Here is a 16,184-nt window from a genome sequence, read left to right on the forward strand (position 1 = left end):
TTCAGGTAAATTTTCTTTTAAATTCCTCAATTGGAAAAGGTTTATTCAAAAATCCTGTTACATTATCATTTTTACTAATGTGTTCAAGTTCGTCAGGATCTAAGGTAGATGAAAGCACGTAAATTTGAATTTCTTTCCTGATCTCTTTATTTAGTTTCTCAAAAGCATACAGGAATTCAAAACCATTCATTATTGGCATTTGTATGTCTAATAAAATAATTAAAGACTCAATCTTTTTTTGAGCAATAAGCCACTCAATTCCTTCTTTGCCATTATTAGCCATAACAATTTGATCGATTTCCAGTACTTTTTTTAATAATTGAGTAATCACAAGCTGATCAATTAAATTGTCCTCAATAACCAGAAATATAGGCTTCAGTTGCATATTAATTAGGAATTGTTACAGTGAACTTGCTTCCAATAGTACTTTCAGAGAATACAGAAATATTTCCTTGTATGTTTTCGACAGCTTCTTTTACAATATAGAGCCCTAATCCGGAACCTTTATTTTTGTTTGTACCAAAATACATCTCAAAAATATTATCTTTAAATTCTTCTTTAATTCCAATTCCGTTATCAGTTACCTCAATTTTATTATAACCTTCTTCGAAATAGGTTTTAACATTGATAAACATTTCCTGTTTGTTGATGTCGGCATATTTTATAGCATTCGAAAGTAAATTGGAAATAATAATTTTTAAACGCAATTCATCACTCTGAATTTTATCTACTAATAATTCCTGAGTAAAAGTGATTCGGTTGGCATTTTCGATATGCATTAATTGAGAGATTGCTTCATCAAATAATTCCTGTAGACTCACAGGTTCCATCACAACTTGTTTTCTTTTGTTTTTAGAATAGTCTATAATGTCGATTATAAATTGATCCTGTTTGGTCAGGCTTTGGTGCATTAATCCCAAATAACTCTTAATTTGGTCAATATCATCTTCTAGCTGAGTAATTTCAATTAAACCTTTTAAGGATGTGATAGGAGATCTCAAATCGTGTGATGCGCTGTAGACAAATCGGTCTAATTCACGATTAACTACAATAAGATTTTCATTTTTAACCTCGATTTCTTTTTTAGAAACAAGCAATCGTTTCACCATTATAGAATAATAAGTGCATACGCTTAGTACAATAATTAAAATAAATACAATATTGGTAATGATCAAAAGGCTTTTAATTTTACGAGTTCCTTCGCCTAAAGTATTCGAGAAGTTGCGTTCGTTAATCGTAAGTTTATCACTGATGGAACTAATTTGGTTTAAGAAATTTTTCTGACTGGATGGGGTTAAAAGATTATATTTTATCTGAGCATTTATTTCGTGACCAACGATAAATAATTTGAAAATAAGTTCATCGCCCTTTCCCCATTCGTCAATCGCTTTGGCTAAAAAAGATACCTGCTGAAAATTGACAAATAACCAAACAAGATCATCTAGATCGTCTTTATGATTTCGCCCAATTAAAAATCCTTTTCGGGCGACTTTATTATCGCCCACTTTTAAAAGTGTTTTTCGGGCAATGCCATCACCTTGAGGAACTTCTAATTCTTCTAAATATAATTTCCATTGTTTTTCATCTTTGGTATAAAGATAGGTGATGAGGTGTCTGGAAGCGTCCTTTTGTCCTTTAGAGTAATGTGATTCTCCATTGACATAGGCTCTGTTGGCAGACAAAATTTTGATGGTAAAAAAATTGATACAAATAAGTAAGGCACAAGAAACAAATACAATTATGAGAAGAATAAAAACATTAGGAAAACGTATGTTTTTAAAAAACGGATTCTTAGACATAATTTTCAAATTAGTAGGTTAGTGGCCTTGTAAAAAGTCTTTTGTTTTTGTTTTATTCTTCAATATTTATAATCGTTTGGGGTCGATTATGTGTGTATTTTAAAAGTGAACAATTGTTAATGAAATGTTTACGTTTATCAATCAATTATCATTTTTATAAATTTAATAAAAAAAGAATATAGTTTTACAAATAAGCTTTTTTTTCTTGTTAAATTTATTTTTAAAATTGTTTTGTAGTCTAATTTGTTGATTTTGTGTAGCTTGTTGTTGTTTTTAATAATTTTGGCGGAGTATTGCAGATTGTAATAAGCAAAGATTAATTTAGAAATGAAAAAATTGCAGAAGTAAATAAAATCTTAGAATAAGTGCTTTTTTTGTTTAACTATTTATTCTTTTTTATTCCATTTCATGCCAAAAATGTCCGCAGCCATTTTTACATTCCCTACTTCTTCTTTCAGTGTCGGTTACTTTAAAAATCCAAAGTAATGAAGTTATAGTTTTTATATTTTCGTTTTCAGGAAGTGCTGCTAATTTATAAAAAGCAATTCGTGTTGGGAACCTTTTTAAAAGTACAATAGGGGTATAGGTTGGTTTTAAAGGAATTGTATTCAGGGCATTTTGATACGTTTCTGTATTATAATGCGTTTTTTCAGGAATAGCGTTGAATATACAATTTATTAAAGTTGTAAAAAGTTCTTTGAAATCATATTCCGGGTCTTCTAATAAAAGCTGTATGCCAAGATTAAAATCTATTTTATCTTGGGCTACTTTGTTGATTACTAGTTCTTTTTGAGACATTTGGTACATACACAAACAGTTATTTACTATGATTAAGATAATATATCGACATTAATTTTGGTGAGTTCATAAATACAAAGTTTGTATTTTTTTAATTTGGAGAAAAACTAAATATTGTCTTTATTTTATAATTTGAATGTGCTGTAATTGCTTGATTTGATTTAAGTTTTCAGGCGAAACAGGATTATTTGTCAAAATTATTTTACGAAGCTTTTTCAAGCTTTTTAGCTTGTCGATTGGCAGGTATTCAATATCATTATTAGACAAATCAATTTCTTCCAGATTTTGTAATTCAAAAGTTATTAAAGGCAATTCATTTAAGTAATTATCTTTAAAACTAATTTTAAAATAAGTATTTCTAATTTCAGGATTGCTATATTTTATGTGATCTGTAATTGACTGTAAATCTCCATATCGATCTCCACCAGGAGAATATAAGGATCGATTTTCATCTGGTTTAGCAGCTATGAATACAATATTACTTTTGGATGTTGCCCGATGAGGAAGAGATATTCCTAAAACCTGGTTTGCAAAAATCAACATAGGAATTATAATCAAAATTGCTCCGACTAAACCAACAAGAAATCTTGTGCCATTATAGCCTACAGCTTCTTTTATTATTCTTGCTGAAAATTTACTGGGTACGTAATTCTGATTCCAGCCTTTACGCCATTTAAAGACAAAAAATATACCCATTAAAAAAAATACAGTTAAAAGTAATGTTTCGAAATTCATAAGCGAGAACTTGTTTAATTTTTGAATATGATTTTTAATCGATTTCTTTTAGTTTTAGAAGATTTTCTAATGTTTCAATTCCATTTTTTTCCGCTGTTCTAAAAAGTAGTTTTATAATGAAGTATCTGATTGCTAATGCGATTATCAGGAATGGAATAGCTTGGCTAATTGCTTTTTCTAACGTTGGAGTAGAGATAAAAATTACAGTAAGTAAGCTTATAACCCAAAATACATAAAGCCATTTAAAACTAGTATGAAATCTTTTCGTAATTGAAATTTTGGGATTGATTGATTCTTCTATTTTTCCTTCAAAAACACAAAACATAGCAGTTTTTGGTTGAGCTGAGATAATTTTAAATCGGTAATTATCAATTTCTCCAATGAATTTTTTATTTGTTTGGTGTGCTGTGCTGCTTAAAATCCCTTCAAAAGTATTTTCTTTTAAAACTTGAATTAATTGCTCATAAGGAAGTTCTGATTGAAAAACAGATGTTTTATTTAAGAAAAGGGTAAAGGCCATTTTTGTTTTTTGAAATAAGTTCCGAAGGTATTGAATTATTGTTTTTAATTGATAAAGTTGTAAAAGAAGAGTCATGTAATTTTTATTTAAACTTGTATTATAAACCAGAATTTGCGTGAGGGATAGAGGCGGTATCTCCCGATTTAGAAAAACAAGGCTTTTTAGCCGTAGTTTTTGTTAATCGGGAATTTAGCCGAAAGCCCGACCCGAAGGGACACGTCCAATTTTAGATTTTAGATTTTAGATTTTAGATTGTTGGATTTTGGAATTTAGATTTTGGAATTTGACAATTTTAGGTTAAAAAAACTGTCCTTATTTAGTAATATGATCGTTCAGAATGAGGCTTTTAATAAGAATCTAAAATCAACAATCTAAAATCTAAAATTTCAGAAAAAAGTATATCTTTAACCAACCCAAAAAAACAAAACCAATGCAAGAAAACGATCAGGAAAATTTTAAAAGAGAACTCGGATTATTAGACGGAACCATGCTTGTGGTAGGCTCTATGATAGGATCTGGAATATTTATCGTGAGTGCCGATATCGCGAGACAAGTAGGTTCTGCAGGATGGCTAACACTGATTTGGCTCATCTCTGGATTGATTACTATTATTGCTGCGGTGAGTTATGGCGAGTTGAGTGCGATGTTCCCAAAAGCGGGCGGACAATACGTTTACCTGAAAGAAGCGTACAACAAATTAATAGCCTTTTTGTATGGCTGGAGTTTTTTTGCGGTAATTCAGACTGGAACTATAGCTGCTGTAGGTGTGGCTTTCTCTAAGTTTGCATCGTATCTGTACGAACCTTTTAGCGACGAAAATATCTTGTATGAATTAGGTTCTTTTAAACTTAATGCTGCTCAGATTGTTTCGATCCTGACGATTGTTTTACTAACTTTTATTAATAGCCGCGGTGTTAAAAACGGAAAAATTCTGCAAACGGTTCTAACGATTATCAAAATTTTATCGTTGTTGGGTTTGATCGTTTTCGGACTAACATTAGCCGCGAAAGCTTCGGTTTGGGATGCCAACTGGGCAGATGCATGGACAACACGTTCGTTTAATAAAGATACCGGTTCGTGGCTGCCAATTAGCGGAACGGCTCTGATTAGCGGAATTTCGGCTGCGATGGTTGGGTCTTTATTTTCTAGTGATGCCTGGAATGGTGTAACGTTTATTGCGGGAGAAATTAAAAACCCGAAACGTAACGTTGGTTTCAGTTTATTTTTAGGAACTTTTATTGTGACCATTATTTATGTTTTGACCAATTTGATGTATTTGGCAGTGATTCCGTTAGACGAAATTGCAACAGCAAAATCTGATAGGGTAGCAGTTGTGGCTTCACAATATATCTTTGGTAATATTGGAACACTGATTATTGCGATCATGATTATGATTTCGACTTTTGCGTGTAACAACGGATTAATCATGGCGGGTGCGAGAGTATATTATACAATGGCAACTGATGGTTTATTCTTTAAAAAAGCAGCTGTCCTAAATAAATTCAGCGTGCCATCATGGGCTTTATGGGCGCAATGTATATGGGCTTCGGCTCTGTGTCTTACAGGAAAATACGGAGATTTATTAGATTTCGTCATCATCATTGTTTTGATTTTTTACATCTTAACGATCTACGGAATCTTTATTTTACGTAAAAAAATGCCAGATGTAGAAAGACCTTATAAAGCTTTTGGATATCCGTTTCTGCCTTTATTGTACATCGTGATTGCAAGTGCAATTTGTATCTCGTTATTAATCACAAAATTCTCGACTTGTGGTTGGGGAGTTTTGATTATGCTAACAGGTATTCCTGTATATTACTTGACGAAACCAAAAGAATCTTAAAGAGATACTAAATTGCTGAGATACTAAGTTTCTAAGTTTTTATAAAGATAAATGCCTTGTTTTTTTAGCAGGGCATTTTTTTATGAAATAATTTTTGCCACAGATGAAAGGATTAAAATGATTGAAAAAAATAAGCTTATATAGTTGAACTTATAAAATTAAACTTTGAGCCTTTGTGTCTTCGTGGCAGAAATAAAAAAAAGACACTACCAATTTGCCAAAGCAAAAAATGTAGTGTCTTAAATGTAAATAATCTAATGAATGTTAGTGGCGATTATGCCATTTCAGTTTCAAGAGAAGATTTTATAGATGAATTAATAATAGACAAAGTAAGCGGATCTGATTCTCCGGAGAAGAAAGCTTCTAATACTTCCTGGAATACAGAATTTGTATTTTCTACCAAAGAAAAAAGCGTCATAGAAGAACGTAATTTACGCGCATCCAGATCTCCTAAAATTCCATCAGCTGATTTTCTTCTGAAAGTCAAAAATAGCTCAGAAATTTCTATAAGATGTTTTCCAAGAATGGGATGTTCAAGGAATTCGGTAGCTTCTTTTAGATCGTTAATGGCGTAATAATTCGCAGTATCACTCTTACCCAATCCTTTAATCTGAGGAAAAATAAACCACATCCAGTGTGTTTCTTTTTTACCTTTTTTGATTTCAGAAAGAGCAGTAAGATAAAGTTTGTTTTGCGCATCTAAAAAACGCAATAAATCATTGTTTGAATAAGCCATTGTGGTAATGTATATATAAAAAAAGGTTGCAAAAATAGTAAAAAAGATAGGTTCTGCCTAATAAAAGGTTCATGTACTGAGTATTTTAACTTTTAGAGGAGGAATTTTCCTCGTCGTTTTGTAATGAAAAAAAACTCATTTTGAGCGATTTATAATCATTCACTTCGATTGGTTCTTCTAAAGGTTAAATTTATTCTTGGCAATACATTTTTGGCTGTTTTAGGGACATGATGCTGCCAAAAACTATTGGTTGTTCCTGCCATTAATAAAAAGGATCCGTGATGCAATGGAATCTCTATTTGCGGAATCTCTTTTCTAAATTTATGACGGAGTTTGAACATTCTGGTTTCGCCAAAAGTTACCGAAGCAATAACCGGGTTTGGTCCTGTATTGTGTTCTTTGTCGCTGTGCCAGCCAACACCATCATTTCCGTCTCGGTATAAATTTAGGAGAAGACTATTAAAATCAAGCTGGGTTTCTTTTTCGACCCTGCCTCTGATAGTCAATAATTCATAAGTCCAGTCAGGTCCGTTTTGGTCTGCACCGGGATTATCCTTGTCTTCATACCAGGAAATCATTCGGGGAACAGTATAGGTTTTATCATAAATTTCCATTTCATATTCTCTCCATTTGGTCTTGTGGAGTATTCTTTCGTAAAAGCGATCAGATTCTTCTTTGGTGAAGAAATTATCGATCAAAATAATTTCTGCATCCGGCAGGTCAAATACTTTTTTTCCTGCCAGACCAGTGGCAAATAATTCGGTATCGCTAAATAGTGTCATTGTTTGGTTATTTTGTGTCAATTTCAATCCATACCGGAGCATGGTCGCTTGTTTTTTTCCATCCCCGCACATGGCGGTCAACTCCTCCGGAAATTAGTTTTTTTGCTAATTGCGGACTTAATAAAAAATGATCAATTCTAAGGCCGGCATCCCGCTCATAAGCCTTTCTGAAATAATCCCAAAAAGTGTAAATTTTCTCATTAGGATATAAAGTTCGAATCGCATCTGTCCATCCCTGTGAAACAATATCCTTGAAAGCTTTTCTAACTTCAGGTAGAAAAAGGGCATCGTTTACCCATTTTTCCGGTTTATAAACATCTAGTTCTGTTGGCATCACATTATAATCTCCAACCAATATGACCGGAACTTTTAAACTCAAAAGTGTTGCTGCACGATCAGCCAGACGATCAAACCATTTTAGTTTATATTCTAATTTTGGTCCCGGGGCAGGATTTCCGTTTGGCAGATAAAGACAGGCAACCACAATTCCGTTTATCAAAGCTTCGATATAACGACTTTGAACATCTTCGTCGTCTCCCGGAAGAACGTGCGTTACTTCGTCAATCTCCATATTACGCGCCAGAATCGCAACGCCATTCCATTGTTTTTGTCCGTGCCAAATCGCATTGTAACCGGCATCATTAATTGCTTTAACAGGGAAATTGTCCTGTTGCGCTTTTAATTCCTGCAGACACACAATATCCGGAGTGGTTTCTTCAAGCCATTTCAATAAAACATTCAATCGTCCGTTGACTCCGTTTACGTTATAAGTAGCTATTTTCATAGTAGATTTAATTAGTTGTATCATTAAATTTACAGCTTTTTGCGCCTTTATATTTACACAACTTCCTATTCTTATTTCAGAAACTGTTTGTTAAAGAATACTTTACGCGGATTTTTTTCGGCGTAAGCAAAAATCAATTGCACAATGTATTGATTGCTTTTATAAGGCGTAGCATAATTTTTTACTTCTGACGGATCTGTAATCGCAACATCTAGCGGAATATATCCCATACCATAAAAATGACCGTTTTCGATCCAGATACAACTGCGTTCTTGTGATGTTCTTCCTTTTTCTATAATTGCAAAAGTGGGTCTGTTACCCAATAAAAACTCAATAGCATTGTCGACTTGCTCATTGTGAACTGAAACCTCTGGTAAATCTGTTATATCATTATTTTTAAATATTTCTCCATCTTCAGGTCTTAAATATTTGCAAAACCTATAATCGATTTCAAATCGTTCTGCCAGGCTTCGCAATGTATTTGTTCCTTCGTGTATGCTGCTGAAATGCTCAATGCACGATTGAAATTTATTGAGTTTCCCAATTGCCAGATATTTGTATCCGTTGCGGGCTTCATATTGATAAAGTCCGTATTTCGGTTCAAAACGTTTTAAAGCCCTGTTGTAAGTGGGCCAAAGGTGCTTGATTTCGGTACATTCTAAAAGTAGCGCCATTAATTCGTTGCCACAGACTTCAAAAGAAATGGAATGTATGTCCCTTAAGAAATGCTGTCTTTGTGGATTGATCTTATGACCGCTAAAATGAGAGGCAACGCGTTTTTTTAAGTTGATGGCTTTTCCAACATAAATTACCTTTTTGACTTCATTATGAAAATAATAGACACCGGGTTTTTCGGGTAAATTATTAAAATCTTCCGGTGGAAGGTTAGGTGGTAAACGCTGATCCTGTGAGGTGTTTTTGATCATTTTTTCGATATGCCCTTCATCATCCCATTCGAGTAATCGCGAAAATAATATAGCCGTGGCCGCTGCATCTCCGCCGGCACGATGCTGATTTTCTAAAGGGATATCTAGTGAATTGCAAAGTTTTCCTAAACTGTACGATGCAAAACCGGGTCTAATTTTTCTAGCTGCGCGAACGGTACATAACTTTCTGGCTGTCCATTTAAAACCCGCTTGTTCGAGTTGATGGCGAACGAACGAATAATCAAAGTTGACATTGTGGGCAACGAAAACACGATCAGTAAGCATTTCCAGCACTTTATCTGAAATATCATCGAAGATGGGTGCATTAGCTACCATTTCATTATTGATTCCTGTTAAGGCAAAAATTGAAATCGGGATTTCTTTTTCGGGATTCACAAGCGTTTCATAACGATCAATCACGTTTTCTCCGTCATGAATGATGATCGCAATTTCTGTAATGCGGCTGCCACTGGCGTTTCCACCGGTGGTTTCGATATCTACTATGGCATATTCTTGCTTTTTCATCTTTTTAATATAACGTAATTTCTTCTTGTGTCGTTTAAATGTTTAACACATAGAAACATAGGTTTAATTTTTAAATATAAGATCCTTTTATAAAATCATGATTTTCTCACATAGCTATGTGTATTTAGACAAGTGAAACGCCTTTTTTATTATTTTAAAACTATGTTTCTATGTGTTTAAAAATTATGTTCAACGATTTTTAGTTTTGAAATTTCATTCGGTGTCGGGGTAAATTAATTTCATGTCCTTGCGGATAAGGTTCCCGATGCGTAGGACTCACATCTTCTTTGATTAAACGCTGTGTTTTATATTGATCTTTAGCATCCATATAACGCGGATCAGGAATAAAAGGCATTTTGGCCATTTTGGAAATTGTGATCGTCGGGAAATGATAATCGACCTCGACAGTTCCTAAAAGCAGGTAGCAACCTCCGCCCTGAAAAGGAAATTGTGCCAGACAATCCGGAAAATGAGCCGTATCAAAATAAGTACCTTCATGATCGATCCACGTTCCGAAATACATATTGCCTTTTTTGGTGGGAACTTGTTTTCTGGAAATTAAATACGCCAGCATTCGGACTTGTTTTTTATGATGAATCACTAAATCTTTAGCCATAATATCGCCGCGATGTTTGGTTTGAAGCAAATCAAAAACGGTACAGGATACGGGGAAACTCAGTAATTCGATTTCATCAAAAGCATCTTCATATAAAGAACGTTCTAAAGTAGGGAGCTTGTACTCTTTTACAGGTTCCTGCAGCAGCATCAAACTTCTGTTTTCGGGTTTGAAATTGTTTAAAAGTAAACTGGCAACAACCAAAAGCTGATTTTTGGTTTTTCCCGTAAAACGAAAAGCATCTATAAAAATCAGGATTTTCATGCTTTCAATCCCAATTGGAATGCGATTGATGAAATCTTCCAAAGAAAGAAAATCTCCATTTTTCTCCCGATCTGATTCTATTAAATGAGCCGTTTTAGATTCTAAACTCTGCAAATGCATAAAGCCGAGATAAATATCAGTTCCGTAAATCGTAGTTTGGTATTCGCTTTTATTCACACACGGGTTATGAATTGTTCCGCCAGACATTCGGGCTTCGTGTATATATACTTCGGTTCTGTAAAAACCACCCTGATTATTGATTACGGCTGTCATAAATTCTACAGGATAATTGATCTTGAGATACAAGCTCTGATAACTCTCAACAGCATAAGAAGCCGAGTGCGCTTTGCAAAACGAAAATCCGGCAAAGGATTCAATTTGGCGGTAAATTTCCTGACTCAGCGCTTCAGGATGTCCTTTCTCTGCACAACAGGCAAAAAAGTTGTCTTTTACTTTTTGTAAAGCCTCCATAGAACGGCCTTTTCCAGACATGGCGCGACGCAGGATATCACCATCAGGAGCGGGCAATCCGCCATAATGCTGAGCAATTTTAATCACATCTTCCTGATACACCATAATCCCGTAGGTTTCACCCAGATGCTCCTTAAAAACTTCATGGAAATATTGAAACTCATCCGGATGATTATGACGGAAAATATATTCTTTCATCATTCCGGATTGTGCTACTCCTGGACGAATAATAGAAGAAGCCGCTACCAGAATTTTATAATTATCACAATTTAAACGTCTCAGTAATCCGCGCATAGCCGGGCTTTCGATATAAAAACAGCCGATAGTTCGGCCTTGTGCCAAATGAACATTGCAAACGGCTTCATCTTTAGAGATCGAAGTATTGCGAATATCCACTTTGATTCCTCGGTTTTTCTCAATGAGTTTTACGCTGTCATCAATATGACCAATCCCACGCTGACTCAGAATATCGAATTTATCAAAACCAATTTCTTCTGCAATATGCATATCGAAAAGTACGATAGGAAATCCTTTTGGAGGCATTTCAAGCGGCGTATAATCCGTAATTGGTTCTTCAGAAATTATAATTCCGCAAGCGTGCATACTTCGCTGATTCGGATATTTATTCATCATCAGGCTGTATTCCTGAACCAGTTTTACGATAGAATTGGTTTCGTGTAAGGCCATAGGATTTTTGGCCAGCATATCCAGTTCTTCTTTTGGAAGACCAAACACTTTGCCGACTTCTCTAAAAATAGAACGATGTTTGAATTCGACATTGGTTCCGCAAAAAGCAACATGGTCTTTTCCATATTTTTCGAAGATATATTCTAAAATTGTATTACGCTCTTTCCAGCTCCAGTCAATATCAAAATCAGGCGGACTTTTTCGATTTAAGTTTAGAAAACGTTCAAAATACAGATCGAGTTCGATTGGACAGATATCGGTAATTCCTAAACAATAAGCGATAATACTGTTGGCGCCGCTGCCTCGGCCAATGTGCATAAATCCCTTACTGTTGCTGTATCTGACAATGTCCCAAGTGATTAAAAAATAACCGCTGAATTGTAATTCATCAATGACTTTTAGTTCTTTTTCTACACGTTTTCGAGCAATTGTGTTTTCTTTTTCATAACGCCATTCGAAACCTTTTTCGGCCAATTCTGTTAGTTTTTTGAGATCACTCTCGCGACTTCCAGTAAAGAATTTTTTATTTCTTTTAATTGAAAAATCATATTGAAAATTACAAGAATCGATTATTCTTTGCGTGTTAGCAATGATTTCAGGATAACTTTCATAAAATGGTAAAAGATCTTCTAAAGGCAGCATTTTCTCCGAAGTCCTGCAATAATCAGATTCCGTTAATCTCGATAAAATGATATTCGTGTCAATCGCTCGTAGAATTTTATGCAGATTAAATTCTCTTTTATTGCTAAAAGTCACTGATTGTAACACCACCATTTTGGCTATTTTGTTTTTATGTTCCGAAGTAAGAAGTCTTAAAACTTCATCCGGACGAATTCCGATAAACTCATTTTCACGAAGAAATTCAGGAGCATTTTCTAAAGTATAAATCACAAAAACCGAATCAAATTCCGGAGCAATCAATGGCAAAGATTCTCCGCTAAAATTATGATCCGTCAAAAAACGATTCATTTCGCCAAGTCCGCTGGCATTTTTGGCTAAGCCAATATATCGGAATTGATGATTAGATCGAAATTCCATTCCCACAAGAGGTTTAATTCCTTTGGATTCGCAAGCTCTCATAAAATCGTAAATTCCGGTAACGGTATTAATATCAGTAAGTGCCATAGCTTTTATATCATACAAAACGGCTTGCTCAACGAGTTTATCGAGAGGAATTGTGCCGTAACGCAGAGAATGAAAAGAATGACAATTGAGATACATGATTTTATTTGATACGTTTTAAAATTTCATCTTTATTATTAGGTTTAAAAGAAGCTCCGGCGCAACGCATTACGGCATCAAAACCATAACGGCTTTTCATTTTATCCATCGCGGCATATAGTGATAACATTTCCTCGGTATCTTCAAACAGATTAATTTGATATGTTCCCCGAACCAATCCGCTAAAGCGAATACCAATCAAACGCAATCGCATTCGACGCTGGTAGACTTTTTCAAATAGTTCCATCACATTTTTGGTCAGGATATGATCTGCTGAAGTATAAGCGATTTTACATTGTTTGGTTTCGGTATCAAAATTGGCGTAGCGAATTTTAACCGTAATGGTCGAGGTTAACCATTGCTCAGATCGCAATTGAAAAGCCAGTTTTTCGACCATTCCAATCAATATCGATTTTAGCATGATAATATCGATTGTGTCCTGAGAAAAAGTATGTTCGGTAGAAATTGATTTTCTTTCGGTGTAAGGTTCTACAGGCGTATGATCTATTCCGTTGGCTTTTTTCCAGATGTCCAGACCGTTTTTACCAATCATTTGTTGTAAAACTTCGGGAGGCATTTCAGATAAAGTCTGAATTTTTCGAACACCAATTCGGGATAAAAGCTGAAAAGTGACATTCCCCACCATAGGTATTTTCTGTATCGACAACGGATTCAAAAAAGACTGTACATTGCCTTCCGGAATTTCTAAATTTCCTTTTGGTTTTCCTTCTCCAGTGGCAATTTTAGAAACAGTTTTGTTAACAGATAATGAAAAACTAATAGGCAATCCTGTTTCTTTAATTACAGATTGGGCCAATTCATCTGTCCATTTATAACTACCGTGAAATTTGTCCATTCCGGTAATATCAAGATAAAATTCATCGATGCTCGCTTTTTCCATTATCGGTGCTTTTTCCTGAATCACTTGCGTAACATCATGTGACAATCGAGAATATAATTCCATATCGCCTTTGATAATTTTGGCTTGCGGACAAAGTTTCATCGCCATGTGAATAGGCATCGCAGAGCGTACTCCAAATTTTCTGGCTTCATACGAACATGAGGCTACAACACCACGATCGCCACCGCCAATAATAAGCGGAATACCACTTAATTCTGAGTTGGTTAGTCTCTCGCAGGATACAAAAAAGGTATCCAAATCCATGTGTACAATTGCCCTTGCCATTTCCTTGTTTTTGTATGAAACAAAATTAGTACAGATGATAACATTTTTTTGTATATTTGTTGTTCCAAATTATAACAAATTAATTATGTCCTTATTTTCAGATAACATCAGAGCATTGAGGGTTAAGCATAAAATATCTCAGGAGAAATTAGCTGAAAACCTTAGAATTACCCGAGGAAGATACGTTAAATACGAAGATGGAACCTCCGAAGCGCCATACGATATCTTAAAGCAGATTGCTTTATATTTTCATATGAGTATTGACTTATTATTGTCTGTCGACATACGAAAGATACACATTGAAAACCTGATAAAATTAGAAGGCAATCGACTTATCTTACCTATACAAGTAGATAGTTTTGGGGAGAATTATATCGAAATTGTATCTCAAAAAGCAAAAGCAGGATATCTAAACGGATATGCTGATCCGGAATATATTGAAAGTCTGCAACAAGTTTCGCTTCCGTTTTTAGGACCGGGAAAACACCGCGGATTTCCTGTAGAAGGTGATTCGATGCCGCCACATGAAGACGGATCTATTATTATTGGCCGTTATGTCGAAAGGTTGGGAGAGGTTATGGATGGTAGAACCTATATCCTGATTACCAAAAATGAAGGAATGGTCTACAAACGTCTCAACAAAAACAAAAAGAATGCGTTGGTTTTGGAATCAGACAATCGTTTTTATCCGAATTATGAAGTGAAAGCATCGGATATTTTAGAAATCTGGGAGTACGAATGCAGCATCGGACGCAGCGATAAACGCCATGAACAAACAGAATCTCAAAGTATGAAAGATTTGCTTCTGGAAGTTAAAAGAGAAGTGATGGAAATTAAGAATAATACTTCGAATACTTAGAAACTCTGGAAATGAAAATTTGTATTTTGAAGCCTGAATGTCAGTCTGAGCGGAGTCGAAGACCTTCTGTGGTATAAAGCCCTTCGACTCCGCTCAGGGTGACAATAGCAATGAAAAAAAATCTAAAAAACCTTCACAAAACCCAACCCATATTGTTTGCCATTATAAAAAGGCATTACCATAGAAGTTGAATTACTTTCAGAAGATGATTTGAAAAGTTTTTTAGTGATATAAGGATTCATCCAATATGCCAGTTTAGTGCTCAAAATCCCGATTCCGGCTCCGGCAACAACATCTGTTAGCCAATGGCGATTGTTGTAAATTCTAAATAATCCCGTTCCCGTTGCTACAGCATAGCCTGCGATTCCGTACCAAATCGATTTGTCTTTGTATTCCTGCCATAAAAATTCAGCTCCGGCAAAAGCAGTTGCCGTATGTCCTGAAGGGAAAGAGTTGTTCGAACTTCCATCCGGTCGCTCTTCGTGTACAATCGATTTTAAACCCAAAACGGTTGTCGCCATAATAGCGTACGATGTCACAAATATCACAGATCGATCCCGCATATTATTCTTGCCTTTTACACCAAAAGCATTCAAAACATAAACCGAAGCTGCAGGTGCGTATTGAGAGAAATCATCAATCGTAATCTTCTCGTCAATATCTTCAGTAACTTCTGATTTAATTTGATGATTAAAACTTAAGAGCTGATCATTTCCAATTCCAATAACGCCGTATCCAATTAATACTCCCGGAATAATTAATTGTTTGTAATTGAATTTTAAATGGCTTTTTGAAGTACTGTCAATTTTGGTTATCGAATCATTTTGCTGTGCATTTACAGAAAACAATCCGAATAGAAATACCAGAGAAATCGTTTTGTAAAACATCTTTCGTTATTGTTATAAGTTGCAATAATAACGAATGTTCGATTCCGGTATTTTGGGCTTAATTGAACCTTAAGCGAATATTAATCAGTTGGTTTTAAATGGAGTAGTTATATTAAGATTCGCTAAATATTAGAGGATAAAATATTCAATATCAATTGAAATAAAAATATTTTTTTCAATTAAATGTGTAGTCCCTACGGGACAAACATATCGGCTGTAAATTTTTTCTACCAATATATAATCTCTCCGAGATATTACTCCGTTAATAGTTAAATATTGGTAAAAAAAAAGAAATATTTATGTTATATAATCCCTTTGAGATATACTCCATTAGAAGTTAAATGTTGGCAGAAAAATAATCACGACAAGTAAAAATGTCCCGTAGGGACTACATAAAATTCCGTAGGAATGATTTATATTGTAGCAACGGATTTTAATCCGTTGAAAATTAGATTTATAAATTTTTAAAATTCCGTAGGAACGACCTGTTTTATGCGGAACCGGATTAATCCCGAAGCTTCGGGACAGCCCTACAATATTGGTCG

14 protein-coding genes are annotated in these 16,184 nt (G+C 34.6%); 2 read left to right on the forward strand and 12 right to left on the reverse strand.

Going from position 1 to position 16,184, the window contains the following annotated elements:
* Position 1: 1 nt before the first annotated feature.
* From LNP81_RS10880 to LNP81_RS10900, 5 genes are all read right to left on the reverse strand, one after another.
* Positions 2 to 385 (reverse strand): response regulator, encoded by a 384-nt coding sequence (locus LNP81_RS10880; protein ID WP_230035738.1) that lies wholly within the window; start codon positions 383 to 385, stop codon positions 2 to 4.
* A 1-nt stretch (position 386) separates the two neighbouring features.
* On the reverse strand, positions 387 to 1,682 hold the full coding sequence (locus LNP81_RS10885; protein WP_230035739.1) for a sensor histidine kinase: 1,296 nt from the start codon (positions 1,680 to 1,682) through the stop codon (positions 387 to 389).
* Between the two features lie 513 nt (positions 1,683 to 2,195).
* Positions 2,196 to 2,606: a DUF5958 family protein gene (locus LNP81_RS10890; RefSeq protein WP_230035740.1), complete on the reverse strand. Its 411-nt coding sequence runs from the start codon at positions 2,604 to 2,606 to the stop codon at positions 2,196 to 2,198.
* 111 nt (positions 2,607 to 2,717) lie between these two features.
* Entirely contained in the window at positions 2,718 to 3,332 is a 615-nt protein-coding gene (locus LNP81_RS10895; RefSeq protein ID WP_230035741.1) for a hypothetical protein, read from the reverse strand.
* Positions 3,333 to 3,366: 34 nt separating this feature from the next.
* Entirely contained in the window at positions 3,367 to 3,927 is a 561-nt protein-coding gene (locus LNP81_RS10900) for a hypothetical protein (protein WP_230035742.1), read from the reverse strand.
* A 355-nt stretch (positions 3,928 to 4,282) separates the two neighbouring features.
* Between LNP81_RS10900 and LNP81_RS10905 the strand changes: the two genes are divergently transcribed.
* Complete coding sequence (locus tag LNP81_RS10905; RefSeq protein WP_230035743.1) at positions 4,283 to 5,695, forward strand: APC family permease; 1,413 nt, start codon at positions 4,283 to 4,285, stop codon at positions 5,693 to 5,695.
* 274 nt (positions 5,696 to 5,969) lie between these two features.
* Here the strand turns inward: LNP81_RS10905 and LNP81_RS10910 are convergent, their stop codons facing one another.
* From LNP81_RS10910 to dinB, 6 genes are all read right to left on the reverse strand, one after another.
* Positions 5,970 to 6,431, reverse strand: a complete 462-nt coding sequence (locus tag LNP81_RS10910; RefSeq protein WP_230035744.1) for a DUF1810 domain-containing protein — start codon at positions 6,429 to 6,431, stop codon at positions 5,970 to 5,972.
* A 155-nt stretch (positions 6,432 to 6,586) separates the two neighbouring features.
* A complete protein-coding gene (locus LNP81_RS10915; RefSeq protein ID WP_230035745.1) occupies positions 6,587 to 7,213 on the reverse strand; it encodes an alpha-ketoglutarate-dependent dioxygenase AlkB family protein in 627 nt (208 codons plus the stop codon).
* Positions 7,214 to 7,220: 7 nt separating this feature from the next.
* Positions 7,221 to 8,021: an exodeoxyribonuclease III gene (xth, locus tag LNP81_RS10920; RefSeq protein WP_230035746.1), complete on the reverse strand. Its 801-nt coding sequence runs from the start codon at positions 8,019 to 8,021 to the stop codon at positions 7,221 to 7,223.
* A gap of 47 nt (positions 8,022 to 8,068) precedes the next feature.
* A complete protein-coding gene (locus LNP81_RS10925; protein WP_230035747.1) occupies positions 8,069 to 9,448 on the reverse strand; it encodes an exonuclease domain-containing protein in 1,380 nt (459 codons plus the stop codon).
* A 199-nt stretch (positions 9,449 to 9,647) separates the two neighbouring features.
* The gene (locus tag LNP81_RS10930; protein WP_230035748.1) at positions 9,648 to 12,707 is read right to left on the reverse strand and encodes a DNA polymerase III subunit alpha; all 3,060 of its coding nucleotides are present in this window, start codon (positions 12,705 to 12,707) and stop codon (positions 9,648 to 9,650) included.
* A 4-nt stretch (positions 12,708 to 12,711) separates the two neighbouring features.
* Complete coding sequence (dinB, locus tag LNP81_RS10935) at positions 12,712 to 13,893, reverse strand: DNA polymerase IV (RefSeq protein ID WP_230035749.1); 1,182 nt, start codon at positions 13,891 to 13,893, stop codon at positions 12,712 to 12,714.
* A gap of 85 nt (positions 13,894 to 13,978) precedes the next feature.
* Between dinB and LNP81_RS10940 the strand changes: the two genes are divergently transcribed.
* Positions 13,979 to 14,752, forward strand: a complete 774-nt coding sequence (locus LNP81_RS10940) for an XRE family transcriptional regulator (protein ID WP_230035750.1) — start codon at positions 13,979 to 13,981, stop codon at positions 14,750 to 14,752.
* Positions 14,753 to 14,874: 122 nt separating this feature from the next.
* Here the strand turns inward: LNP81_RS10940 and LNP81_RS10945 are convergent, their stop codons facing one another.
* A complete protein-coding gene (locus LNP81_RS10945) occupies positions 14,875 to 15,639 on the reverse strand; it encodes a phosphatase PAP2 family protein (RefSeq protein WP_230035751.1) in 765 nt (254 codons plus the stop codon).
* Positions 15,640 to 16,184: the final 545 nt, after the last annotated feature.

Source organism: Flavobacterium piscisymbiosum (assembly GCF_020905295.1).
GTDB lineage: Bacteria > Bacteroidota > Bacteroidia > Flavobacteriales > Flavobacteriaceae > Flavobacterium > Flavobacterium piscisymbiosum.